Origin of the sequence: Jiangella alkaliphila, from assembly GCF_900105925.1 — a bacterium.
Lineage (GTDB): Bacteria > Actinomycetota > Actinomycetes > Jiangellales > Jiangellaceae > Jiangella > Jiangella alkaliphila.
The window spans coordinates 4,849,147-4,871,919 of record NZ_LT629791.1 but is presented as its reverse complement, the minus strand read 5'-3'; the positions used below and the strand labels follow the sequence as shown (position 1 = coordinate 4,871,919).

Genomic DNA, 22,773 nt, shown 5'->3' with positions numbered 1-22,773 from the left:
CGGCGTTCACCAACCTGGGTGTGAGGCGCGTCCTGGGTGTGAGGCGCGGTTTCGGGCTCGATACGGGTGTTCGGCGCGCGTGAGACCCAGGACGCGCCTCACACCCAGGAAGCCAATGGTGCAGAGCCAGGCGAACGGCGCGAATCCGGCGGGCTGTGCCCGCACTTCCCCCGTCCCCCTGATAGCTGCGGCTAAGAAATGGGCAGCAGGGGGACGGCCTACGGCACGAACCGGCGCACGTCGGCCCGGCGCACGTTCACCCAGCCCACGTCCACCTCTGGCGGCGGTTTGAGCCGACCTTCTCCATGATCAACTCGGCGTGGGGGTCAGCGTTTCTGGTTGCGGAACCAGGCGGCGGCGCCGGGGTGCAGGGGTACCGGGCCGGTGGAGATGCCGGTGCGGACGTTGATCTGCCACGCCTCGGGGACGGGTTCGGCGGTGGCGTCGGCGCGGTCGCCGTCGGTGGCGAGGGCCTCGGTGTCGGTGAAGATCGTCTCGGTGATCGCCTCGACGAGGTCCGCCGGGACGTCGTCGCGGACCAGCAGGATGTTGGGGACGGCGACGGTGCCGGTGGCGGGCACGCCGTCGTAGGCGGTCGACGGGATCGCGGCCGGCACGTACGGGCCGGGGTAGGTCTGGGCCAGCGCGCCGGCCTCGCGGTCCAGCGGGACCAGCCGGATCGGCCGGGTCGCGGCGAGCTGGCTGACGGCCGGGGTGGGCACGCCGCTGAGCGAGAACATGGCGTCCAGGTCGCCGCGGACCAGCTCCTGCGCCGAGACGGCCTGCGGGTTGTTGGAGCCGGCCACGTCGACGCCGCTCAGCGACAGCAGCCGCCGCGACGTGAACTCGGTACCCGAGTCGCGGGCGCCGAGGCCCACCCGGGCACCGGCGAGGCCGGCCAGCGCCGTCACGGGGGAGTCCGCCAGCACCACGAGGTGCAGGTGGCTGTCGTACAGCCGGCACAGCGCCGACAGCCCCGCGGGCGACTCGTCGCTGCCGGCCGGGAAGACGGCGTCGAGGCTGGTCAGGCCCAGCTCGACCTCGGCGTCGAGCAGCATCCGGATGTTGTCGGTGGACGCGCCGCTGGGCACCGTCGTGACCCGCGCGCCGGGCACGCGGGCGGTGATCCGCTCAGCCAGCGCACCGCCGATGCGCCGGTACACGGCGCCGGCCGGCCCGGTCGCCAGCCGCAGCTCGACGTCGTACTCGGTCCGGCTCGACGAGCACGCGCCGAGCAGCGCCGTCCCGGCCGCGGCGGCCAGCACCGTGCGGCGGCGCACCGCGTGAGCGTCCACCCGGCCTCCTGCCCGACGTCGCGGCTGTGGCCGGGGAGTCTAGCGGCGCTTCGCCCACACGCCGGAGACCAGCCACGACGCGAGCAGGATCGCGCAGGTGACGAAGCCGACGATGCCGGTCCAGCCGTACGCCGCGAAGGCCAGCCCGCTCAGCGACCCGCCGAGGCTGCTGCCGGCGTAGTACGCGGTCAGGTACAGCGCGGACGCCTGGGCCCGGCCCCGGACGGCGCGATGCGTGACGGCGGTGCTGGCGGTGGCGTGCGCGCCGAAGAAGCCGACGGTGAACAGCACCAGCCCGGCGACGACGCAACCGAGCAGGTCGGGCCAGGTCAGCAGGATTGCCAGCTGCGCGAGCAGCACGCTCGCCCACAGCACCGCCCGCCGGCCCAGCCGGTCGCCGAGCCGCCCGGCCACGCCCGCCGACACCGAACCGGGGACGTAGGCCAGGAAGACCAGGCCGACCGCGGTGGCCGACAGCGCGAACGGCGCGGCCAGCAGCCGGTAGGGCAGGTAGTTGTACACCGTCACGAACGCCGCCATCAGCACGAAGCTCAGCCCGAACAGCCGCAGCAGTACCGGGTCGCGCAGCTGCTCGGCCACGTAGCGCGGCGCGGCCACCTCGGCGCCGCGCCGCCGCTCGCGGCCGGTCTCGGGGCCGGTCTCGGGGCCGGTCTCGCGGGTCGGCAGCAGCCACCAGAACGCCGCCAGGCAGGCCGTCGCGAACACCGCCGTGACGGCGAACGCGGGCCGCCAGCCGAGCAGGTCCGATACCGCCGCGGCGATGAGCCGCCCGGACAGCCCGCCCATCGTGTTGCCGGCGACGAGCAGCCCGACGGCGCCGCCCAGCGCGGACGGGTGGATGATGCGCCCGAGGTAGGCGATCGCCAGCGCGGGCACGCCCGCCATCGCGACACCTTGCGCCGCCCGCAGCACCAGCAGCACCGGGAACGACGGCGCCAGCGGCACCAGCAGGGCGAGCACCGTCGCAGCAGCCAGCGACACCGTGATGACCCGCGACGTGCCCCACCGCGCCGACGCCGCACTCATCGGCAGCAGCGACACCGCGATCGCGCCCGTCGCCGCGGACAGCGCCAGGCTGGCGGTCGCGGCCGAGACGTCGAACGCGTCGGAGAGCTGGGGGAGCAGCGCCTGTGCCCCGTACAGCAGGGCGAACGTGCCGGCGCCGGCGAGGAAGGCCGCCGCACTGGCCCGCCGGTAGCCGGCCGAGCCCCGTCGGTACCCGCCCGGCGGCGGCTCGGCCGCGGCGGCACCGCGCGCGGCCGGCATGAGGCCGACCCTAGATACAACCGCCCGCCGGGGCTGCGCCGGCGACGTGTGAAATTCGACTCACGGGAGGTCCGAACCACTTCCGACAAGCCTGTTATCGGATCGTGACAGCCCTGTCGCGAAACTGCTGTTAACGTTCACAAACGGCATATTCCGGACGTGATCCATTGACGGGTCGAGCGGCCCGTTTCCGCAAGGGAGGGGCCTAGTGAAGACACGAGTCAAAGCGCTGGTCGGAGGCGCGTTGCTGGCCCTGACGCTGGTGGCGTGCGGCGGTGAGGGCGCGGGCGGCGAGGACGACGGGTCGGCGGCGCCGGAGGAGCGCACGATCGGCGTCTCGATGCCGACCCAGACGTCGGAGCGGTGGATCGCCGACGGCGACTCGGTGGAGGAGCAGCTCGAGGAGCTGGGCTACCAGGTCGACCTGCAGTACGCGAACGACGACATCCCGACGCAGTCGCAGCAGGTGGACCAGATGATCACCCAGGGCGCGGACGTCCTGATCATCGCCGCCATCGACGGCACGGCGCTGAGCAGCCAGCTGCAGGCGGCCGCCGACGCCGACATCCCGGTCATCGCCTACGACCGGCTGATCCGCGACAGCGAGAACGTCGACTTCTACGTCAGCTTCGACAACTACCGCGTCGGCGTCGCCCAGGCCGAGGCGCTGCTCACCGGGCTGGGCCTGCAGACCGCCGACGGGCAGCCGGGCGACGCGGCCGGGCCGTTCAACATCGAGTTGTTCGCCGGTTCGCTGGACGACAACAACGCGCACTTCTTCTTCGACGGCGCGATGGACACCTTGCAGCCGTTCATCGACGACGGCTCGCTGGTGGTGAAGTCCGGCCAGCTCGACATCGAGCAGGTCGCCATTCTGCGCTGGCAGCAGGAGACCGCGCAGCGGCGCATGGAGGACCTGCTGACGGCCAGCTACAGCGACGGCTCGCGGGTCGACGGCGTGCTGTCGCCGTTCGACGGGCTGTCGCGCGGCATCATCACGGCGCTGCAGAACGCCGGCTATGGCGCCGCCGCGAGCCCGATGGCGGTGGTGACGGGACAGGACGCGGAGATCGCGTCGGTGAAGCTGATCGCCGACGGCGTGCAGAACTCCACCATCTTCAAGGACACCCGGCTGCTGGCCGAGCAGGCCGTCGCCGCGGCGGAGGCGTTCCTGGCCGGCGAGGAGCCCGAGGCCAACGACACCGAGACGTACGACAACGGCGTCAAGGTGGTCCCGTCGTACCTGCTGCCGGTCGAGACCGTGTATGCCGACGACATCGCGCCGATCCTCGTCGACTCCGGCTACTACACGGCCGAGGAGGTCGCCGCCGGCCAGACGGACGGGTGAGGGCGCGGCGATGAGCGACACGATCCTGGAGATGCGCGGCATCACCAAGACCTTCCCCGGCGTGACGGCGCTCGAGGACGTCTCGCTGGTGGTGCGGCGCGGTGAGATCCACGCGATCTGCGGCGAGAACGGCGCCGGCAAGTCGACGCTGATGAAGGTGCTGTCCGGGGTGCACCCGGCCGGCTCGTACGACGGCGACATCGTGCTCGACGGGACCGCGCCGGCGCGGTTCCACGGCATCCGCGACAGCGAGGCCGTCGGCGTCGTGATCATCCACCAGGAGCTGGCGCTGGTGCCGCACCTGTCGGTCGCCGAGAACGTCTTCCTCGGCAACGAGCGCCGCGGCCGGGGCGGGCTGATCGACTGGAACCGCACCAACGCCGAGGCCGCCGCGCTGCTCGCCTCGGTCGGTCTGGACGAGATCCCGGTCACCCCGGTCGCGCAGCTCGGCGTCGGCAAGCAGCAGCTGGTCGAGATCGCCAAGGCGCTGTCGAAGGAGGTGCGGCTGCTGATCCTGGACGAGCCGACCGCCGCGCTCAACGACACCGACTCCGCGCACCTGCTCGACCTGCTGCGCCGGCTGCGCGACCAGGGCATCACCTGCATCCTCATCTCGCACAAGCTGGCCGAGGTGACGTCCATCGCCGACGCCATCACGGTGCTGCGCGACGGCCGCACCGTCGAGACCCTGCGGGCCGGTGACGGGGACGTCTCGCAGGAGCGGATCATCCGCGGCATGGTCGGCCGCGACCTGGAGAGCTTCTACCCCGACCGCGTCAGCGAACCGGGCGACGAGGTGCTGCGGGTCGAGGACTGGACCGTCTGGCACCCCACCCAGGACCGCAAGGTGGTCGACGACGTCAGCCTGCGGGTGCGGGCCGGCGAGGTCGTCGGCATCGCCGGGCTGATGGGCGCCGGGCGCACCGAGCTGGCGATGAGCGTGTTCGGACGGTCCTACGGGCGCGACGTCAGCGGCCGGCTGTACGTGCGCGGCCGTGAGGTGCGCGCGCGGTCGGTGGCAGAGGCGATCGACAACGGCATCGCCTACGCCACCGAGGACCGCAAGAAGTACGGCCTCAACCTCATCGAGGACGTCCGCCGCAACATCTCCGCGGCGGCGCTGCGCAAGCTGGCCAGCCACGGCTGGGTGGACGGCAACGAAGAGATCCGGGTCGCCGAGGAGAGCCGGTCCTACCTCGGTATCCGCGCGCCCAGCGTGATGACCTCCGTCGGCACGCTGTCGGGCGGCAACCAGCAGAAGGTCGTGCTGGCCAAGTGGCTGTTCGCCGACCCGGACGTGCTGATCCTGGACGAGCCGACCCGCGGCATCGACGTCGGCGCCAAGTACGAGATCTACACGATCATCAACCGGCTGGTGGCGGCCGGGAAAGGGGTCCTCGTCATCTCGTCCGAGCTGCCCGAGCTGCTCGGCGTCTGCGACCGCATCTACACGCTGGCCGCGGGCCGGCTCACCGGCGAGCTGCCGGTCGGCGAGGCGACCCAGGAGAACCTCATGGCACTGATGACCAAGGACAGGGAGGGCGTCGCATGACGAGCACCCAGCGGCCGCCGGCCGGCGAGCGCGGCGACCGCGCCGAGCCGGAGAGCGCCCAGGCCGCCGCCCTGCACACCGGCACCAGCAACCTGCGCACGCTGGTGACCCGCAACGTGCGCCAGAGCGGCATCTACGTCGCGTTCGTGGTGATCGTCGCGCTGTTCGCGATCCTGACCGACGGCGTGCTGCTCAGCCCCGGCAACATCACCAACATCGTGCTGCAGTACTCCTACATCCTGGTGCTGGCCATCGGGATGGTGATCGTCATCATCGCCGGGCACATCGACCTGTCCGTCGGGTCGGTGGTGGCCCTGACCGGCGCGGTGTCGGCGGTGCTGGTGATCGAGCAGGGCTACGCGTGGTGGATCGGCATCCTGGCCGCGCTGCTGGTCGGCCTCGCCGTCGGCGCCTGGCACGGGTTCTGGGTCGCCTACGTCGGCATCCCGGCGTTCATCGTGACGCTGGCCGGCATGCTGCTGTTCCGCGGTCTGACCCTCCAGGTGCTGGACAACATCTCGCTGTCGCCGTTCCCCTCGGAGTACCAGCGGGTCGCCAGCGGCTTCCTCAACGGCCTGTTCGGCGGGCAGGGCTACGACGCGTTCACGCTGTTCATCGGTGCGTTCGCGGTGGCCGGCTACGCCGTCAGCGGGTTCCGCACGCGCGTCGCGCGGATCCGCTACCGCCAGCCGGTGGAGTCGTTCCCGCTGTTCGTCGCCCGCGTGCTGGCCGTCGGCGCCGTCGTCATGTATTTCGCCTGGCAGCTCGCGCACGCCCGCGGCCTGCCGATCGTGCTGATCATCCTCGGCGTGCTGGTCATCGCGTACGCCGTCGTCACCAAGCAGACGGTGTTCGGCCGGCAGGTCTACGCGATCGGCGGCAACCTGTCCGCGGCGCTGCTGTCCGGCGTGCGGGTGCGGGCGGTGAACTTCTGGATCTTCGTCAACATGGGCTTCCTGTCCGGCGTCGCCGGCGTCATCTACTCGTCCCGGTCCAACGGCGCCCAGCCAGGCGCCGGGACGATGTTCGAGCTGGACGCCATCGCGGCGGCGTTCATCGGCGGCGCGGCGGTGACGGGTGGCGTCGGCACCGTCGTCGGCGCGATGGTCGGCGGCCTGATCATGGCCGTCATGAGCAACGGCATGCAGCTCATGGGCGTCGACCAGTCGGTGCAGTCGGTCGTGAAGGGCCTGGTGCTCATGCTCGCGGTCGCGTTCGACATCTGGAACAAGCGCCGAGGCGGCGCCGCCCGCTGACGGGCGGCCGCGCTGGCCGAGGTGCACCCCGTCGTCCTGGAGATATCCCCACGCGTGAATGGTTGGCGGTTTGGTGGTGCCAGAGCACCACCAAACCGCCAACCACTGCCGTTCGGGCGCAGCAGCCTACTGGATGCCCTCGCGCCTCAGCCGCCACTGCTGGCACTGGCAGGAGCCGCTCGTCCACTGCTGGGCGACGGCGCCGTCGGCGGTGGAGCTGCCGGCGATCTCGAGGCTCTTGCCGCTGTTGGCGTTGGCCAGGCGCCACCAGCCGCCGCTGAGCAGCGTCGGCACCCAGGTCTGCGTGGCGTGGCCGGTCGGCCCCCACTGCGCGGCCTGGACGCCGTCACCCAACGCGGCGCCGGGGATCTCCAGCAGCTTCCCGCTGTTCGCGTTGGCCAGCTGGACGCCGCCGGCGACGGTGCGCAGGTTCCACACCTGGGTGGCGTGGTTGGTATCGCCCCACTGACCGGCACCGGCGCCGTCGGTCGTCAGCGCCGACAGGATCTCCAGGAACTTGCCGCTGGTCCGGTTGACGACGCGGAACTGCGGGTCCAGCGGCGCCGACGTCCGGTAGACGTGCAGCACGTCGAGCTCGGCGAACGAGGTCGCCTTGGTGAAGGTGATCGTGTTGACGCCGGCGTTGAGGTTCACCGTCTGCTGCGCCCACAGATAGCGGCCCCAGTCGACCGTCGGCGGGTAGGAGATGGCGGTGGCCGACCCGCCGTCGACGCTGACGGAGTGGGTGCTGGTGCTGCCCATCCCGTTGGCGTAGCGCACGTTCAGCCGGTACGACCCGGCGGCCGGCACCCGGACGGTGAACGTCACCGAGCTGCCCGCGTTGTTGATGTTGCCGACCTTCTGCCCGTTGGACGCGTCGTGGTGGGTGACGAGGGACGCGTCCACCCGGGCGGCCCGTTCGGCCTCGTACTGCTGGGCGTCCAGCGGGATGGTGCCGACGCGGACGTCGTTGTAGGTGGTCGACGGGTTCTCGACGTTGGTGGCGTGCACGAGCGTGCGGCCGTCGACGCTGGTGTGGAGGCCCTGCGCGAAGCCGCTGAACGCGCCGCCCTGGGTGTCGGTGGAGTCGTAGGTGACGGCGTACGGCAGCCGCTCCCACGGACCCTCGCCGAGGTTGTAGTTGACGTAGAAGTGCTGGCCGGTGTTGATGTTGCCGCTCGCGTCCAGCGACCACTTCGACGACACGATGACCATGCCGTTGGGCCCGCCGCCGGGCACCCATCGAACGAACGGCGACGACCCGATGCCGCGGCCGTCGGCCAGCCGGATCGGCGTGCCGATGCTGGACTCCGGGCTCCAGTTCAGGCCGTCGGGGGAGATCTTGTAGTAGGCGGGCGCGGTGTTCTGGCTCAGGCTCGGCCGGTTCACCACCTCGAACGTGGCCAAGTAGCGGCCGTCGGGCAGCTTCGTGACGGTGATCATCCCCGGCCGGTCGCTGCTGTTCGGCGGCGCCGAGACGTTGACCAGCGGGCCCCAGGTCTGCCCGCCGTCGGTGGAGCGCCGGTACGACACCGCCTGCAGCACGCCGTTCGCCTTCTGCCGCTCGTCGGAGAAGTAGGCGACCAGCCCGCCCTGGCCGTCGACGGCCAGCGCCGGCTCCCAGACGGTGGTGGTGGTCGATGTCGGGCTGGGGTCGTAGACCGCCGGCCCGCCGGTGTCGATGGTGCTCAGGAAGGACCACGTGACGCCGCGATCCTGGCTTTTGTACACGACCAGCCGGCTGCTGGACCGGTCGGCCGGCATGATCATCCCGGACAGCAGGATCGTGCCGGCCGGCAGCGAGCCGACCTGCTGCGGCAGCTCGTACAGGAACGGCTGCGCGGTGCGGGTCAGCGTGGGGAAGGTGGCGCTGGGCGCGACGTCGGCGATCTTGCTCCAGCTGGTGCCGTCGTTGGTGCTGCGGTGGATGGGGTAGACCTGCACGCCGCCGACCAGCACCAGCTGGTCGAACGTCACCAGCTGGGTGCCGTTGGCGGAGCCGTTGTGCTTGAGCGTGATGACCTTGGCGTAGGTGGTGCCGACCGGCCGGTTGCCCTCGGGGTCGAAGGACGTTCCGGCGGCGGGGGAATAGACGAGGGCGCCGTTGCCGGTCGTGACGGCGGTGGCGGCGGGGTCGGGCGCTGCGGCCAGGGCGGCCGAGGCCAGTGCGGCGACGGCGGCGAGGGCGGCCAGCGCACGGCGGCGTGGGCTGCGGACTTCGGTGGACATGACTCTCCTCTGACGGGGCGGGCACAGTCATGCAACGTTGTAAGGTCACCTGCTCATACAACGTTGTAACACCGGTGTGATCAGCACCCTAGAGTTGGGTCAGCGCTCGTGTCAACGGCTACCGTGTGTCCATGACAGCGACGCTGCGTGACGTCGCCCGGCTCGCGGGCGTGTCGTTCAAGACCGTGTCGAACGTCGTCAACGACCATCCGTATGTCGCCGACGCCACGCGCGCCAAGGTGCAGGCCGCCATCGACGAACTGGGCTACCGGCCGAACCGCCAGGCGCGCAGCCTGCGCTCCGGCCGCACCGGCGCCATCGGCCTCGCGGTCCCCGAGCTGAGCCTGGCCTACTTCGCCGAACTGGCCGACGAGGTCATCACGGCGGCCGAGAAGCGCGACGTCGTGGTCGTCATCGAGCAGACCGGCGGTGACCGCCGGCGCGAGCTGGACGTGCTGTCCGGGTCGCGGCGGCAGCTGACCGACGGGCTGCTGTTCAGCCCGCTCGGCCTGAGCAACGCCGACCGCGGCCTGCTCACCGTCGACTTCCCGCTGGTGCTGCTGGGCGAGCGCATCTTCGACGGCCCGGTCGACCACGTGACGATGGAGAACGTCGACGCCGCCCGCGCCGCCACCGACCACCTGCTCGCTCTCGGCCGCCGGCGCATCGCCGCGCTGGGCGCGCACGAGGGCGAGGTCATCGGCTCGGCCGGGCTGCGGCTGAGCGGCTACCGCGCGGCGCTCGAGGCGCGCGGCCTGGCCTACGACGAGGCGCTGGTCGTCGACGCCGGGCCGTGGCACCGCTTCAACGGCGCCGAGGCCATGCGGGCGCTGCTGCAGCGCGGCGTCGAGTTCGACGCGGTCTTCGCGCTCAACGACGAGCTGGCGCTCGGCGCGCTGCGGGTCATGCAGGAGCAGGGCATCAGGGTGCCGGGCGACGTTGCGATCATCGGCTTCGACGACGTCGACGAGGGCAAGTACTCGCTGCCCAGCCTGAGCACCGTCGACCCCGGCCGGCGCGAGATCGCCCGGCTGGCCGTCGAGGTGCTGCTGGAACGCATCGAGAAGGGCCCCGACGAGCCTCGGCGCGAGCTGCGCTCGGCGTTCGAGATCGTCGAGCGCGAGTCGACAGGCGCCCTCCAGTCACAGGGCTGAGCCCGCTTGACATCTTCCGCGGCGTTCCCCATCCTGGGTCTTACAACGTTGTAAGGTCATGATCATCTCACTGTGGAGAAGGACCGGACATGACACGCAACCGCCTCACCTTGGGACTCGTCCTCGTCCTGGCCGCCGGTCTGACCGCCTGCGGCAGCGACGACGACTCCGGCGGCGCGTCCGCCGGCGGCCCCGTCGAGCTCACCTTCTGGCACGGGTACACCGAGGCCGACGGTGACGTGCTCGAGCAGCTCGTCGACGACTTCAACGCCTCGCAGGACGAGGTCGTGATCAGCACCGAGATCAACCCGTGGGACGTCATCGACGACACGCTGCTGCCGGCGCTCTCGGCCGGGAACGGCCCCGACATCGTCGCGATGCCGGCCGAGCGGCTGCCCGTCTACGCCGACCGCGGCGCGTTCGTCGAGCTGGACGAGTTCTACGACGACCCCGAGAGCAACACCGCCGAGCTCAACCCGGGTGCGGTCGACATGGTGACCGTCGACGACACCCGCTACGGCATCCCCAGCGGCTTCGTCCCGCTGGCGATGTTCTACAACAAGGCGCTGTTCGCCGCCGCCGGCATCACCGAGCCGCCGGCCACCTGGGACGACTGGGTCGAGACGGCCCGCGCGCTCACCATCGACCAGAACGGCGACGGCACGCCCGAGCAGTACGGCGTCGCGATCCCGGACCACGCGACGGTCGCGAACGGCGTCTGGCCCAGCCTGTTCTACGGCGGCGGCGGCGACATCGTCGACGGCGGCACCGACGTCGTCATCGACTCGCCGGAGAACCTCGCCACGCTGGAGTACTGGTACCAGGCGATCGCGGTCGACAAGATCTCGCCGACCGGCGTCGACGGCATCGCCGGCGACGGCCTGTTCAGCAGCGGCAAGGCCGCGATGTACCTGGGCGGGCCGTGGATGGCGTCGATCTCGGAGGAGAACGGCATCGACTACGGCATCGCGCCGGTCCCGGCCGGCCCCGAAGCGCAGGCCGCGTCCGCCATCGGCGTCTCGCTGGCCATCACCGAGCAGGCCGGCGACGACGCCGTCGAGGCCGCCGAGCGGTTCTTCAGCTTCTTCCTCGACGACGAGAACGCGGTCACGTGGTCGCTCGGCTCCGGCTGGCCGCCGCTGCGCACCGACGTCCCCGCCGACGCCGTCGCCGAGAACCCGGTCGTGGCCGCGCTCACCGAGCAGGCCGAGTTCGGCCGGCCGCTGCTGCCCGGCGTGGTGAACAGCGTCGACGTGCTCACCGCCGTCGACGAGCTGACCCAGCGCGCGATGGCCGGCGAGGACATCGCCGGGCTGCTGTCCGAGGCGCAGGCCGAGATCGAATCGGCCGTCGGGTAGGTCTGGTGTCCCTCACCGCACCACGACGGCGCTACCGGCCGCCCGCGCCACTCGGCGGGCGGCGGGTGGCGCCCCGGGCCGGACGGGGCCGGTCCGGCCGCCGCACCGCCACCGCGCTGGCGTTCCTCGGCCCGGCCCTGCTCATCCTCGTCGTCTTCGTCGGCTGGCCGATGCTGTCGGCGCTGCGGACGTCGTTCACCGACGCCAGCGGCTTCGGCGAGGCCGAGTGGGTCGGGTTCGACAACTACGTCCAGGTGTTCACCGACCCCGACCTGTTCGACGCTGTTCAGAACACGCTCTGGTACACGGTGCTGTTCACGCCGACGGCGGTCATCGCGGCGCTGGCGCTGGCGCTGGTGTTGAACAGCCCGGCGCTGCCGTTCCGCGGGTTCTTCCGCACCGCGCTGTTCATCCCGTTCGTGGTGTCGCTGGCGGTCGCCGCCTACGCGTGGACGTACCTGATCGACCCGCAGGTCGGGCTGCTCAACCACTGGCTCGGCGGCCTCGGCATCCAGCTGGGCAACGTCCTCGAGGACCCGCAGCTGGCGATGCCGGCGGTGGCGCTGGTCGCCGTCTGGAAGAACTTCGGCTTCTACCTGGTGATCTTCCTGGCCGGGCTGCAGGACATCCCCGGCACGCTGTACGAGGCGGCCCGCGTGGACGGGGCGGGCGTGTGGCGGCGGTTCCAGCACGTGACGCTGCCGCTGCTGTCCAACACGATGGCGTTCGTGCTGGTGTTCGCGATGATCGCGGCGCTGCAGGCGTTCGACCAGATCTACGTCATGACCGGCGGCGGGCCGTACGGCAACACCCAGACGATCGTCATGGAGATCTACGAGTCCGGCTTCCGCCGGCTGGAGCTCGGCTTCGCGTCGGCGCTGTCGTACGTACTGCTGATCGCGACGCTGCTGCTGAGCGTCGTCCAGTTCGTGTTCTTCGGCCGCCGCGAGAAGGACGCCCAGTGAACGCCGCGCGGGTCCGTCCCGGCACCGTCCTCGGCACCGTCGCCATGCTGGCGGTGACGGCGGCCGTGCTGCTGCCACTGGCCATCATCGTGCTCACCGCGTTCAAGCCGGTGTCGGAGGTGAACGCGTTCCCGCCCACGCTGCTGCCGCAGGACTGGACACTGGACAACCTAACCCGCATCGTCGACGAGCTGCCGTTCACGCGGCTGGTGCTGAACAGCTTCCTGTTCGCCGGCGGGGTGACGGCGTTCGCGCTGGTCTTCGACTCGCTGGCGGCGTACGCGCTGGCCCGCATCGACTTCACCGGGCGGCGGACGCTGCTGATCGCGATCATCGCGACGCTGATGATCCCGTTCCAGGCCACTCTGGTGCCGGTGTACCAGCTGGTCAGCGACCTCGGCTGGGTGAACACGTTCGCCGGGCTCATCGCGCCGCGGGCCGCCGACGCGTTCGGCATCTTCTTCCTGCGGCAGTTCTTCCTGGCGCTGCCGCGCGACCTCGACAACGCCGCCCGCATCGACGGCGCGTCGGAGTTGCGCATCTTCCGCAGCATCGTGCTGCCCAACGCCGTCCCCGCGCTGCTGACCTTGGCGATCTTCACGTTCGTCAACAACTGGAACGACCTGCTGTGGCCCCTGATCTTCACCACGGAACGCGAAATGGGCACCATCACGTCCGGGCTGACGCTGCTGACCGGGCCGGGCGGCATCGTCCCGTACGGCGTCATGATGGCCGGCGCGCTGGTGGCGATCCTGCCGCTGGTCGTCGCGTTCCTGCTGGTGCAGCGGCGGTTCATCGAGAGCATCGCGACGACGGGGATCAAATGACGTCTTGGCACAAGGATGGCGCGCTGCACTTCGCGCTGGGCGTCGAGGACACCTTCGTGCCGCAGGAGCGGCCGGGCGAGCGGGCCATCGACGAGTACGAGCTGACCCAGCACTACGAGTTCTGGTCGTCCGACCTGGGCCTGGCGTCTGACGCCGGGGCGACGCTGCTGCGCTGGGGCGTGCCGTGGTACCGCGTCAACCCGGCGGAGGGCCGGTGGGACTGGTCGTGGCTGGACCGCGTCGTCGACCGGTTCGCCGAGCTGGGGCTGCGGCCCGTCGTCGACCTGCTGCACTACGGCACGCCGCTGTGGCTGGACGGCCAGTTCGCCCACCCCGACTACCCGGCGCACGTGGCGGAGTACTCCGCACGGGTCGCCGAGCGGTACGCCGACCGCGTCACCGACTACACGCCGGTGAACGAGCCGATGATCCACGCGCTGTTCTCCGGCGAGTACGCGTACTGGCCGCCGTACCTGTCCGGGCCGGACGGCCTGGCGACGATGGTGCGCCAGCTGGCCCGCGGGTTCGTGCTGGCGCAGCGGGCGATGCGCGACGTGCTGGGGGAGCGGGGCGTGTTCGTGCACGTCGACGCGGGCATGCGCTACGACGGCGACGACGCGGCGCTGATCTCGCGGCTGCGGCGGCACGTGCACCTGGTGGAGGATCTGGTGACCGGCAGGGCGGCCGACGGCCTCGGCGACGAGGACCTCGCGTGGTTCGCCGAGCACGCCGTCCGGCCCGACGTCATGGGCGTCAACTACTACCCGCGGCACTCCACCGAGGTGGTCTCGGCGCGTGAGCCGCACGGCGGCGGCTTCCGCGACCCCCGTCCCACCCGCGACGACGGCGTCACCGGCATGGAGGAGCTGCTGCGCGCCGCGCACGAGCGCTACGGCGTGCCCGTCGCGCTCACCGAGACCTGCGTGACGGCGAGCGTCGCCGAGCGGCTGGCCTGGCTCGACGCGTCCGTCGAGTCCGTGCGCCGGCTGCGGGCCGGCGGCGTCCCCGTCGCGGCCTACACGTGGTGGCCGGTGTTCGACATGTACGAGTGGACGTACCGCCATTCCGCCGAGCCGCGCGAGGCGCACCGCCTGACGATGGGCCTCTGGGAGCTGTCCGAGCGCGACGGCGTCCTGCACCGCGTCGCCACCCCGCTGGTCGAGCGGTTCCGCGAGCAGGCGCACGACCCGCTGAACGCCGTACCCGTCAAGCACAAGGAGAGCTGAGTGCCGCACGCATCGCTGACCGTCGATCCCTCGTTTGTCGTCGGTGCCGTCGACCGGCGCCTGTTCGGTTCGTTCGTCGAGCACCTGGGCCGCGCGGTGTACGACGGCATCTACGAGCCGGCGCACGCCACGGCCGACGAGGACGGCTTCCGCAAGGACGTCATCGAGCTGGTCCGCGAGCTGGGCGTGTCGACCGTCCGCTACCCGGGCGGCAACTTCGTCTCCGGCTACCGGTGGGAGGACGGGGTAGGCCCGGTCGCCGACCGGCCGCGGCGGCTCGACCTCGCCTGGCACTCGCTGGAGACCAACGAGATCGGGCTGGACGAGTTCGCCCGCTGGTCGGCGAAGGCCGGCACCGAGCTGATGCTGGCCGTCAACCTCGGCACCCGCGGCGTGCAGGAGGCGCTGGACCTGCTGGAGTACGCGAACGTCCGGTCCGGATCGACGCTGGCCGATCTGCGCGTCGCCAACGGCACCCCCGACCCGCATGGTGTCGTGCTGTGGTGCCTGGGCAACGAGATGGACGGGCCGTGGCAGCTGGGCCACCGCAGCGCCGACGACTACGGCAAGCTGGCCGCCCAGACCGCGCGGGCGATGCGGCAGCTCGACCCCGGTGTGCGGCTGATCGCGTGCGGCAGCTCGAACCGGCAGATGCCGACGTTCGGCGCGTGGGAGCGGACCGTCCTGGAGCACACGTACGACGAGATCGACTATCTGTCCTGCCACGCGTACTACCACGAGACGCCCGGCGACCTGCCCGGTTTCCTGGCGTCGCCGGTCGACATGGACCGCTTCATCGAGTCCGTCGCCGCGACCATCGACCACGTCCGCGCGCTGCGTCCGGGCCGCCGTCGCGTCGACATCTCCTTCGACGAGTGGAACGTCTGGTACGTCGACCGCTACCACGACGAGGACAAGGTCACCGACCCGCAGGTCTGGCCCGTCGCGCCGCGCATCCTGGAGGACTCGTACACCGTCGCCGACGCGGTCGTGGTGGGCGGGCTGCTGATGTCGCTGTTGCGCCACGCCGACCGCGTCACGGCGGCGAGCATGGCCCAGCTGGTCAACGTCATCGCGCCGATCATGACCGAGCCGGGCGGCCCGAGCTGGCGCCAGACCACGTTCTTCCCGTTCGCGACGACGTCGCGGCTGGCCCGCGGCGAGACGCTGTCCGTGTCCGTCGCGGGTCCGACGTACTCGACCGCCGCCTACGGCGACGTCCCGCTGGTCGACGCCGTGGCCACCCACGACGCGGCGGCCGGGTCGACCGCGGTGTTCCTGGTCAACCGCTCGGTCGACGCGTCCGCCACGGTCTCGGTGGACGTCTCGCGCGCTCCGGGCGCCACGTCGGTCGCCGAGGCCGTCACCCTGTGGGACGACGACCCGCACGCCCGCAACACCCTCGACCAGCCGAACCGGGTGGGCTTGCGGCCGACCCCGTCTGCCGTGGTCGACGGGGGAGAGCTGCGGGTGACGCTGCCCCCCGTGTCGTGGACGGCGGTCTCACTAGGCTGAGAGCGTGACCGCTGAGAACACCGCCACGACGGTCGAGCTGACTCGCTTCCGCGTCCTGCCCGAGAACACCGACGCACTGCTGGCCGCTCGGCCCGCCATGCTCGCCGACTTCCGCGCCGACCGCGCCGGCTTCCTCGACGCCGTCCTCGTCCGCCTGTCCGGCGACGAGTGGCTCGACATCGTCACCTGGCGCTCGCCCGAGGACTTCGCCGCCTCACGGGCCAAGGGCGCCAACCGGCCCGGCATCGAGGCATTCTTCTCGGCGATCGCCGAACTGGTCTCCGCCGAGGAGGGCACCACCGCCCCATGATCATCAACCTTTCGTGCTGCTACCACAGCACAAAAGGTTGATGATCATGGGACGGTCGGCACCTCGCTCGCCTGGGATGCACGTCACTCGCCTGGCGGCTGCGTCATGACCGGGTCGGACGCAGATGGGGTACCTCTGGCGGGTGAGGTGCACCAGCGGCGGGTGAGGTGCATGGGTTGGCGGGCGGCCGGAGGCGGCCTGAGGACCGGAACCAACAGCGGAGCCGGTCGCCGGAACACCACCCAGGAGGGTGAGGGGCTAGCGGAGCCAGGAGAAGCAGGCTGGAAGCCAGGCCCAGTCTTGGGCGGCCCCCTGACGCTGCTGTACCGGTGGCGCGGGAGGTCGGGTCAAGCGGTCATCGTCGCGCGAAGCGCTCCATAGTCCGCTTGAGGCGGCCTCCCGCGCCCCCGACAATGGAAAGCAGCAGGGGGCAGGCACAACACGTCGGTGGGGGACAATCGGGGGATGTGCGGACGCTACGTCGCTGACGCGTCGATCGACGACCTCGCGGCCGAGTTCGACGCCATCGCCGAGGGCGCGGTCGCGGAGCTGATGCCGTCGTACAACGTCGCGCCGACCGATCGCGTGCCCGTCGTGCTGGAACGCACCGACGAGGCGCCCGAGCGGACCCGGCAGTTGCACGCGGCGCGCTGGGGGCTGATCCCGTCGTGGGCGAAGGACCCCGGCGCCGCCGCGACGGTGATCAACGCGCGTATCGAGACCGTCGCGGACAAACCGGCGTTCCGCGGCCCGGTCGCCCGCCGCCGCTGCGTCGTCCCGGCCCGCGGGTACTTCGAGTGGCAGCGGGGGACCGGCCGGGCGAAACAGCCGTACTTCATCCACCCGACGGGCGGCCTGCTGGCCATGGCCGGCGTGTTCGAGTGGTGGCGCGACCCGTCGGTGCCGGCCGAGGACCCGGACCGCTGGGTGCTGTCGGCCAGCGTCTTGACGACCGCGCCGGTGCCGGGGCTGTCGCACATCCACGACCGGATGCCGGTGTTGCTGACGCCGGCGGAGATCCCGGACTGGCTGGACCGGAGCAACGACGACGCGGCGGCGCTGCTGGACCTCGCCCGCGCGGCGGCCGGCCGGGTCGGCGCCGGCCTCACCGCGCGCCCCGTCGGCCCCGACGTCGGGAACGTCCGCAACAACCATGCCGGCCTGCTGGCCGAGCACGTGCCCGCGCAGGCCGACCTGCTCGGCTCCTGACCCTCACCCCGCGCGGGTGAGGCCGCGCCCCGGCCGCGGGTGGACGATGGCCCGGCAGACCGGGGGAGGGCGTCATGACCAGCATCTACGAGCCGTCGCGCACGCGGGCGGGGTCGTGGGCCGAGGCCGGGCTCAACTTCGCGGCGACGATGATGATCCTGCTCGGCATGTTCCAGGGCCTGGAGGGCCTGACCGCGCTCATCGACGAGAACTTCTACGCGGGCGTGCCGGAGTACGCGTACGACATCAGCGTCGGGGCGTGGGCCTGGATCCACCTGATCATGGCGCTGCTGCTGATCATCGCGGGGTTCGCGCTGTTCGCCGGCAGCCGGGTCGCGGCCGGAGTGGCGATGGCGCTGGCCGGCCTGTCGGCGATCGCGCACTTCGTGTTCCTGCCTTACTACCCGGTGTGGTCGGTGGTGGTCATCGTGCTGTGCGTGTTCTCGATGTGGGCGATCGTCCGCTCCGGCGTCTTCGTCCGCTGACGGCGGGTGGCGCGACGATGAGCACCACGGCCACCACCACGTCCTCCGCCGAGGACCGCACCGAGTGGTATCGGATCTCCGCGATCGACGCCTGCCGGCAGCTGCGCGTCGACCCGGGCGTCGGCCTGACCACGGCCGAGGTCGCCGAGCGGCGGTCGACGTACGGGCCGAACCGGCTGGCCGAGGCCGCGAAGGAGCCCGGGTGGAAGGCGTTCCTGCGCCAGTACCGCGACCTGATGCAACTGGTCCTCGTCGGCGCGGCCGTGGTGAGCATCGTCGCGCTGCAGGACGTGTCGACCGGCCTGGTGGTGCTGTCGCTGACGGTGGTCAACGCGATCATGGGGCTGCACCAGGAGGGCAAGGCGGCGCAGAGCGTCGCGGCGCTGAGCAAGATGCTGATCATGACGGCGCACGTGCGCCGGGACGGGCAGATCCTGCAGATCCCGGCCGAGGAGCTGGTGCCGGGCGACATCGTCAGCTTCGAGGCCGGCGACAAGGTGCCCGCGGACGGCCGCATCCTGCTGGCGGCGACGCTGGAGATCGAAGAGGCCGGGCTGACGGGTGAGAGCACCCCGGTCTCGAAGACCATCGCCCCGGTCGCCGGCGTCGACGTGCCGCTGGGCGACCGCATCGACATGGCGTACATGAACTCGCAGGTCACCCGCGGCCGCGGCGAGATGGTCGTCACCGCGACCGGCATGGGTACCGAGGTCGGCCACATCTCCGGCATGCTCAGCGGCGTCGAGCAGGAGAAGACGCCGCTCACCAAGCAGCTGGACCAGCTGACCGTGCTGATCACGATCATGGCCGCCGGCGCGCTGGTCGCGATCATCCTGCTCGGCCTGGCCCGCGGCGAGGACTTCGACTCGCTGTTCCTCGTCGGCATCAGCCTGGCCATCGCCGCCATCCCGACCGGGCTGCCCGCCGTCGTGACGATGCTGCTCTCGATGGGCACCCAGCGGCTGGCCACCAAGGGCGCCATCGTCAAGCGGCTGCGCTCGGTCGAGACGCTCGGCTCGACGTCGGCGATCTGCTCGGACAAGACCGGCACCCTGACGCTGAACCAGATGACGGCGCGGGCGCTGGTCGTCGCCGGCCGCCGGTTCGACGTCGACGGCGAGGGGTACTCGACGCAGGGCCGCATCATGCGCGTCGCCGGGTCCGGGGAGGGGACGCTGGAGCCGTTCCTGCTGCCGATGGCGCTGGCCAACGACGCGGTGATCCGTGACGGCGCCTGCATCGGCGACCCGACGGAGGGCGCGCTGGTCGTGCTGGCGGAGAAGGGCGGCCTGGACGTCGAGGAGACCCGGCGCAGCATCCCGCGCGTGGCCGAGGTGCCCTTCGACACCGAGTACAAGCTGATGGCGACGTTCCACGAGCAGGAGGAGAACGGCCGGCGGTTCATTCGCTGCCTGGTCAAGGGCGCACCCGACGTGCTGCTGGCGCGGTCGTCGCGGTACCTGGCCGGCGACGGGTCGTCGCTTCCGCTGACCACCGGCCCGGCCGGGACGGCCAAGGTGCTGGCCGAGAACGACCGGCTGGCCGGCGAGGGGATGCGGGTGCTGGCGGTGGCCCGGCGCGACCTCGAGCGCAGCGAGTTCGACGCCGCGTCCGACCTGCTGGGCGCCGTCACCGACCTGGAGCTCCTGGCCCTCATCGGCATCGTCGACCCGCCGCGCAAGGAGGCCAGGGACGCGATCGCGGAGTGCAAGCGGGCCGGGATCCGGGTCCGGATGATCACCGGCGACCACGCCACGACAGCGGCCGCCATCGCCGGACAACTGGGCATCGAAGGACGCGCCCTCACCGGCACCGAGTTCGCCGCGCTGTCCGACGACCGCCTGGACCGCGAAGTCGGCGAGATCGGCGTCGTGGCCCGGGTCGCGCCGGAGGACAAGGTCCGGCTGGTGGGCGCGCTGAAGAAGCAGGGCAACGTGGTCGCGATGACCGGTGACGGCGTGAACGACGCGCCCGCGCTGACCCGCGCCGACATCGGCGTCGCTATGGGGATCACCGGCACCGAGGTGACCAAGGACGCGGCGGAGATGATCCTCACCGACGACAACTTCGCGACGATCGTCACCGCCGTCGAGGGCGGGCGCGGACTCTACGACAACCTGATGAAGTACGTGCGCGTCCAGATGATCATGCTGGCCGGGTTCATCCTGACCTTCCTCGGCGCCGGGATCTTCACCATCGCGAACGGCACCCCGCTGCTGCCGCTGCAGATCCTGTGGATCAACTTCGCGATCGACGTGCTGCTGGCCGTCGGGCTCGGCTTCGACCAGCCGACGCCCGGACTGATGGACCGTCGTCCGCGCCCGCCGGACGAGCCGGTGATCCGGCCGGCCATGGGCGTGCGGCTGGCCATCGACGGGCTGCTGATCGCGATCGGCACCCTGGTGGTCGTCGCCGTCGGCGAGGACCAGTACAGCCTGGCCGTCGCGACCACGATGGGACTGACCGCGATCTCGCTGCTGCACATCGTCGCGGCGCTGGAATGGCGCGACCCGCTACGGACGATCTTCACCCACGACACGCTCGCGAACGGGCGGTTCATCCGGCTGGTGCTGGTCGCGGGGGCGCTGACGTTCGTCGTCACCGCGATCGGCGCCTTGCAGCGCATCTTCGACACCGTCGAGTTGACGGCGACGCAGTGGGGGATCTGCCTGCTGGCGCCCCTGGGCTACCTGGTTCTGGCCGAGATCGAGAAGCTGATCGTCCGCCGCCGGACGGCGTCGGTACAGGGGTGAGGACATGGACAGACGCGGCCGCATCGTCGACGGGCTGCGCGTGCGGCCCGGCACACCCGCCGCGCTCGCGGAGCGCGACACCCGCTGGTCCGCGGGCGGTGAGCTGGGGGAGCTGACGGAGCCGCAGCTGGCCGCCGCCGCGCGCGCGTTGTTGAAGGAGGGCGTGTCCGACCTGTCCGACGCGCAGGAGCTGCTGTGGGCCAGCGACCGGTACGCGATGCTGATCGTGTTCCAGGCGATGGACGCGGCCGGCAAGGACTCGGCCATCGAGCACGTCATGTCCGGCGTCAACCCCCAGGGCGTCGATGTGGTCGGCTTCCGCAAGCCGTCGGCCGAGGAACTCGACCACACGTACCTGTGGCGCATCGCCAAGGCCGTGCCCGAGCGCGGCCGCATCGGCATCTTCAACCGGTCGCACTACGAAGAGGTCATCGCGCTGCGCGTCCACCCGGAATGGCTCGACGCGCAGAAGCTGCCGGACGGCGACCGCGGACCGGGCTTCTGGGCGGATCGCTACGACGACATCAACGCCTTCGAGCGGCACCTCGACCGCAACGGCACCAAGATCGTCAAGTTCTTCCTGCAGGTGTCGAAAGACGAGCAGCACCGCCGCTTCATGGCCCGCCTCGACAACCCGGACAAGGAATGGAAGTTCAACGCCGCCGACGTCGAGGAGCGTGCGCTGTGGGCGGATTACCAGGCCGCTTACGAGAGTGCCATCTCCGCCACGTCCACGGCGTGGGCGCCCTGGTACGTCGTGCCGGCCGACCAGAAGAGCGTCACGCAGGCCCTGGTCGGCGCCGTCATCCTCGAGACCATCGGTGGGCTGGACCTGCGCTGGCCGGTCGTCACGGACGCGGCGCGCGCGGAGAACGCCCGCGCCCGCGAGGTCCTCGAGGCCGAGACGGTGACGCCGCGCGGCTGATCAGGCGCCCAGCGCGAGATGGTGCGTGCGCAGGCCGAGCTCGTCGACGACGTGGACGAGGAGGGCGGCGGGCTCGGGTGACGGCGTCAGCGGCACGTCCGCGCGCAGGTCGAGCCGGGGCCGCCACGACAGCGCGGGCGCCGACACCATCGGCACCGTGCCGTCCAGCCGCGTCGCGATGTGACGGTGGTCGTGGCCGCACAGGACACCGGCGACCACCGGGTGCCGGGCGACGACGGCCCGCAGCGCCGCCGCGTCGGTGAGCGGCCACTCGGTGTCGAGCTGGGCGAGGCCGGTGCGGAACGGCGGGTGGTGCAGCGTGACGAGGACCGGGCCGGACGCCGCCGCGAGCAGGCCGTCCAGCCAGGCCAGCTGCTCGGTGCCGAGCGTGCCGGACGAGCTGTCCAGGCCGGCCAGCGTCACGCCGCCGACGGTCTCGGTCCACGCCGCCGGCGAGCCCGCACCCGGCGTCGCGCCCAGCAGCTGCGGCAGCTCGTCGCGCAGCACGGCGGGGTCGTCGTGGTTGCCGGCGACCACCAGGCAGCGCACGCCCAGCGGCTCGAGCAGCGCCGACAGCCGCCGGTACTCGTCGGGGGTGCCGTGGTCGGTGAGGTCGCCGGTGATCAGCAGCAGGCCCGGCCCGGGCCGGACGGAGCCGAGGGCGGCGGGCAGTGCCGCGAGGGCCGTGGCGAGCGCGGCGTCGTGGTCGCTGCCGACGTGGGTGTCGCTGGCGTGGGCGAGAATCATGGACGGCAGACTAGAGGTCCAGCTCGGACCGGCCGAACTTCTCCCGCAGGAACCGGCCCTGGTCGCCGAGTGCCTGGACGGCGCGCGAGTGCACGGCCGCGCGGATCCGCTCGCTCTCCCGCTCGAGGATGCCAAGCTGGTTCTGCAGCTCGTCGTGCGCCGCGCCTGCGCGCAGCTGGCGGGGGAGGTCGAGGTAGCGCTGGATCGAGGTCGGCAGGTAGTCGCCGATGATCTGCTCGACGGTGTGCGCCTGGTCCGGCGCCCCGGCCAGCTCGTCCCAGCGGCCGACGATGACGCCTGAGCCCCGTCCGCCCCGCCGCGCCCCCCGTTGA

The 22,773-nt window shown here is 71.6% G+C and carries 19 protein-coding genes; 15 read left to right on the top strand and 4 right to left on the bottom strand.

What is annotated here, in order from left to right; genetic code table 11:
- Window positions 1-326: 326 nt before the first annotated feature.
- Together BLV05_RS22255 and BLV05_RS22250 are read right to left on the bottom strand one after the other, a co-directional pair.
- A complete protein-coding gene (locus BLV05_RS22255; RefSeq protein WP_152690895.1) occupies window positions 327-1,295 on the bottom strand; it encodes a TAXI family TRAP transporter solute-binding subunit in 969 nt (322 codons plus the stop codon).
- A gap of 39 nt (window positions 1,296-1,334) precedes the next feature.
- On the bottom strand, window positions 1,335-2,582 hold the full coding sequence (locus BLV05_RS22250) for an MFS transporter (RefSeq protein WP_046770500.1): 1,248 nt from the start codon (window positions 2,580-2,582) through the stop codon (window positions 1,335-1,337).
- A 208-nt stretch (window positions 2,583-2,790) separates the two neighbouring features.
- On the opposite strand from BLV05_RS22250, the gene chvE reads away from it, so the two are divergent.
- From chvE to mmsB, 3 genes are read left to right on the top strand one after another with little or no spacing between them, the layout of a single operon-like run.
- A complete protein-coding gene (chvE, locus tag BLV05_RS22245) occupies window positions 2,791-3,930 on the top strand; it encodes a multiple monosaccharide ABC transporter substrate-binding protein (RefSeq protein WP_046770499.1) in 1,140 nt (379 codons plus the stop codon).
- A gap of 10 nt (window positions 3,931-3,940) precedes the next feature.
- Window positions 3,941-5,482 carry a multiple monosaccharide ABC transporter ATP-binding protein gene (gene mmsA, locus BLV05_RS22240; RefSeq protein WP_046770498.1) on the top strand — a complete coding sequence of 514 codons (1,542 nt, stop codon included), beginning with the start codon at window positions 3,941-3,943 and terminating at the stop codon, window positions 5,480-5,482.
- Window positions 5,479-6,738, top strand: coding sequence for a multiple monosaccharide ABC transporter permease (gene mmsB, locus BLV05_RS22235; protein WP_046770497.1), 1,260 nt, complete (start codon window positions 5,479-5,481; stop codon window positions 6,736-6,738). Before mmsA ends, mmsB begins: the two co-directional genes overlap by 4 nt.
- Before the next feature lie 126 nt (window positions 6,739-6,864).
- Here mmsB and BLV05_RS22230 read toward each other — a convergent pair whose 3' ends face one another.
- Window positions 6,865-8,967 carry an RICIN domain-containing protein gene (locus tag BLV05_RS22230; protein WP_046770496.1) on the bottom strand — a complete coding sequence of 701 codons (2,103 nt, stop codon included), beginning with the start codon at window positions 8,965-8,967 and terminating at the stop codon, window positions 6,865-6,867.
- Between the two features lie 131 nt (window positions 8,968-9,098).
- Here BLV05_RS22230 and BLV05_RS22225 point away from each other — a divergent pair, with 131 nt between their 5' ends.
- From BLV05_RS22225 to BLV05_RS22175, 11 genes are all read left to right on the top strand, one after another.
- Window positions 9,099-10,121: a LacI family DNA-binding transcriptional regulator gene (locus BLV05_RS22225; protein WP_046770495.1), complete on the top strand. Its 1,023-nt coding sequence runs from the start codon at window positions 9,099-9,101 to the stop codon at window positions 10,119-10,121.
- An 89-nt stretch (window positions 10,122-10,210) separates the two neighbouring features.
- Window positions 10,211-11,479: an ABC transporter substrate-binding protein gene (locus tag BLV05_RS22220; protein ID WP_046770494.1), complete on the top strand. Its 1,269-nt coding sequence runs from the start codon at window positions 10,211-10,213 to the stop codon at window positions 11,477-11,479.
- A 5-nt stretch (window positions 11,480-11,484) separates the two neighbouring features.
- Window positions 11,485-12,444, top strand: coding sequence for a carbohydrate ABC transporter permease (locus BLV05_RS22215; protein ID WP_197683257.1), 960 nt, complete (start codon window positions 11,485-11,487; stop codon window positions 12,442-12,444).
- Window positions 12,441-13,271 (top strand): carbohydrate ABC transporter permease, encoded by an 831-nt coding sequence (locus BLV05_RS22210; RefSeq protein WP_046770493.1) that lies wholly within the window; start codon window positions 12,441-12,443, stop codon window positions 13,269-13,271. Before BLV05_RS22215 ends, BLV05_RS22210 begins: the two co-directional genes overlap by 4 nt.
- Window positions 13,268-14,497, top strand: coding sequence for a family 1 glycosylhydrolase (locus tag BLV05_RS22205; protein WP_046770492.1), 1,230 nt, complete (start codon window positions 13,268-13,270; stop codon window positions 14,495-14,497). Before BLV05_RS22210 ends, BLV05_RS22205 begins: the two co-directional genes overlap by 4 nt.
- Window positions 14,498-16,012 carry an arabinosylfuranosidase ArfA gene (gene arfA, locus BLV05_RS22200; protein WP_046770491.1) on the top strand — a complete coding sequence of 505 codons (1,515 nt, stop codon included), beginning with the start codon at window positions 14,498-14,500 and terminating at the stop codon, window positions 16,010-16,012. It abuts the gene before it with no gap.
- 4 nt (window positions 16,013-16,016) lie between these two features.
- The gene (locus BLV05_RS22195) at window positions 16,017-16,322 is read left to right on the top strand and encodes an antibiotic biosynthesis monooxygenase (RefSeq protein WP_046770490.1); all 306 of its coding nucleotides are present in this window, start codon (window positions 16,017-16,019) and stop codon (window positions 16,320-16,322) included.
- 465 nt (window positions 16,323-16,787) lie between these two features.
- On the top strand, window positions 16,788-17,531 hold the full coding sequence (locus BLV05_RS22190; protein WP_046770489.1) for an SOS response-associated peptidase: 744 nt from the start codon (window positions 16,788-16,790) through the stop codon (window positions 17,529-17,531).
- Window positions 17,532-17,605: 74 nt separating this feature from the next.
- The gene (locus BLV05_RS22185) at window positions 17,606-18,016 is read left to right on the top strand and encodes a DUF7144 family membrane protein (protein ID WP_052762751.1); all 411 of its coding nucleotides are present in this window, start codon (window positions 17,606-17,608) and stop codon (window positions 18,014-18,016) included.
- 17 nt (window positions 18,017-18,033) lie between these two features.
- Window positions 18,034-20,769: a cation-translocating P-type ATPase gene (locus tag BLV05_RS22180; RefSeq protein ID WP_046770488.1), complete on the top strand. Its 2,736-nt coding sequence runs from the start codon at window positions 18,034-18,036 to the stop codon at window positions 20,767-20,769.
- A 4-nt stretch (window positions 20,770-20,773) separates the two neighbouring features.
- Complete coding sequence (locus BLV05_RS22175) at window positions 20,774-21,694, top strand: PPK2 family polyphosphate kinase (RefSeq protein WP_046770487.1); 921 nt, start codon at window positions 20,774-20,776, stop codon at window positions 21,692-21,694.
- Here BLV05_RS22175 and BLV05_RS22170 read toward each other — a convergent pair whose 3' ends face one another.
- On the bottom strand, window positions 21,695-22,441 hold the full coding sequence (locus BLV05_RS22170; protein WP_046770486.1) for a metallophosphoesterase: 747 nt from the start codon (window positions 22,439-22,441) through the stop codon (window positions 21,695-21,697).
- Here BLV05_RS22170 and BLV05_RS36645 point away from each other — a divergent pair.
- Entirely contained in the window at window positions 22,440-22,742 is a 303-nt protein-coding gene (locus BLV05_RS36645) for a hypothetical protein (RefSeq protein WP_160312774.1), read from the top strand. The two genes, BLV05_RS22170 and BLV05_RS36645, sit on opposite strands and share 2 nt — an antisense overlap.
- Window positions 22,743-22,773: the final 31 nt, after the last annotated feature.

Excerpts from the sequence above, each read along its gene's own strand:
- mmsA (WP_046770498.1), top strand. The coding sequence starts at position 3,941 with ATGAGCGACACGATCCTGGAGATGCGCGGCATCACCAAGACCTTCCCC.
- BLV05_RS22170 (WP_046770486.1), bottom strand. The coding sequence starts at position 22,441 with ATGATTCTCGCCCACGCCAGCGACACCCACGTCGGCAGCGACCACGAC.
- BLV05_RS22230 (WP_046770496.1), bottom strand. The coding sequence starts at position 8,967 with ATGTCCACCGAAGTCCGCAGCCCACGCCGCCGTGCGCTGGCCGCCCTC.
- BLV05_RS22180 (WP_046770488.1), top strand. The coding sequence starts at position 18,034 with ATGAGCACCACGGCCACCACCACGTCCTCCGCCGAGGACCGCACCGAG.
- BLV05_RS22190 (WP_046770489.1), top strand. The coding sequence starts at position 16,788 with ATGTGCGGACGCTACGTCGCTGACGCGTCGATCGACGACCTCGCGGCC.
- BLV05_RS36645 (WP_160312774.1), top strand. The coding sequence starts at position 22,440 with ATGGACGGCAGACTAGAGGTCCAGCTCGGACCGGCCGAACTTCTCCCG.
- BLV05_RS22185 (WP_052762751.1), top strand. The coding sequence starts at position 17,606 with ATGACCAGCATCTACGAGCCGTCGCGCACGCGGGCGGGGTCGTGGGCC.
- mmsB (WP_046770497.1), top strand. The coding sequence starts at position 5,479 with ATGACGAGCACCCAGCGGCCGCCGGCCGGCGAGCGCGGCGACCGCGCC.
- BLV05_RS22220 (WP_046770494.1), top strand. The coding sequence starts at position 10,211 with ATGACACGCAACCGCCTCACCTTGGGACTCGTCCTCGTCCTGGCCGCC.
- BLV05_RS22250 (WP_046770500.1), bottom strand. The coding sequence starts at position 2,582 with ATGCCGGCCGCGCGCGGTGCCGCCGCGGCCGAGCCGCCGCCGGGCGGG.
- BLV05_RS22205 (WP_046770492.1), top strand. The coding sequence starts at position 13,268 with ATGACGTCTTGGCACAAGGATGGCGCGCTGCACTTCGCGCTGGGCGTC.
- BLV05_RS22225 (WP_046770495.1), top strand. The coding sequence starts at position 9,099 with ATGACAGCGACGCTGCGTGACGTCGCCCGGCTCGCGGGCGTGTCGTTC.
- BLV05_RS22175 (WP_046770487.1), top strand. The coding sequence starts at position 20,774 with ATGGACAGACGCGGCCGCATCGTCGACGGGCTGCGCGTGCGGCCCGGC.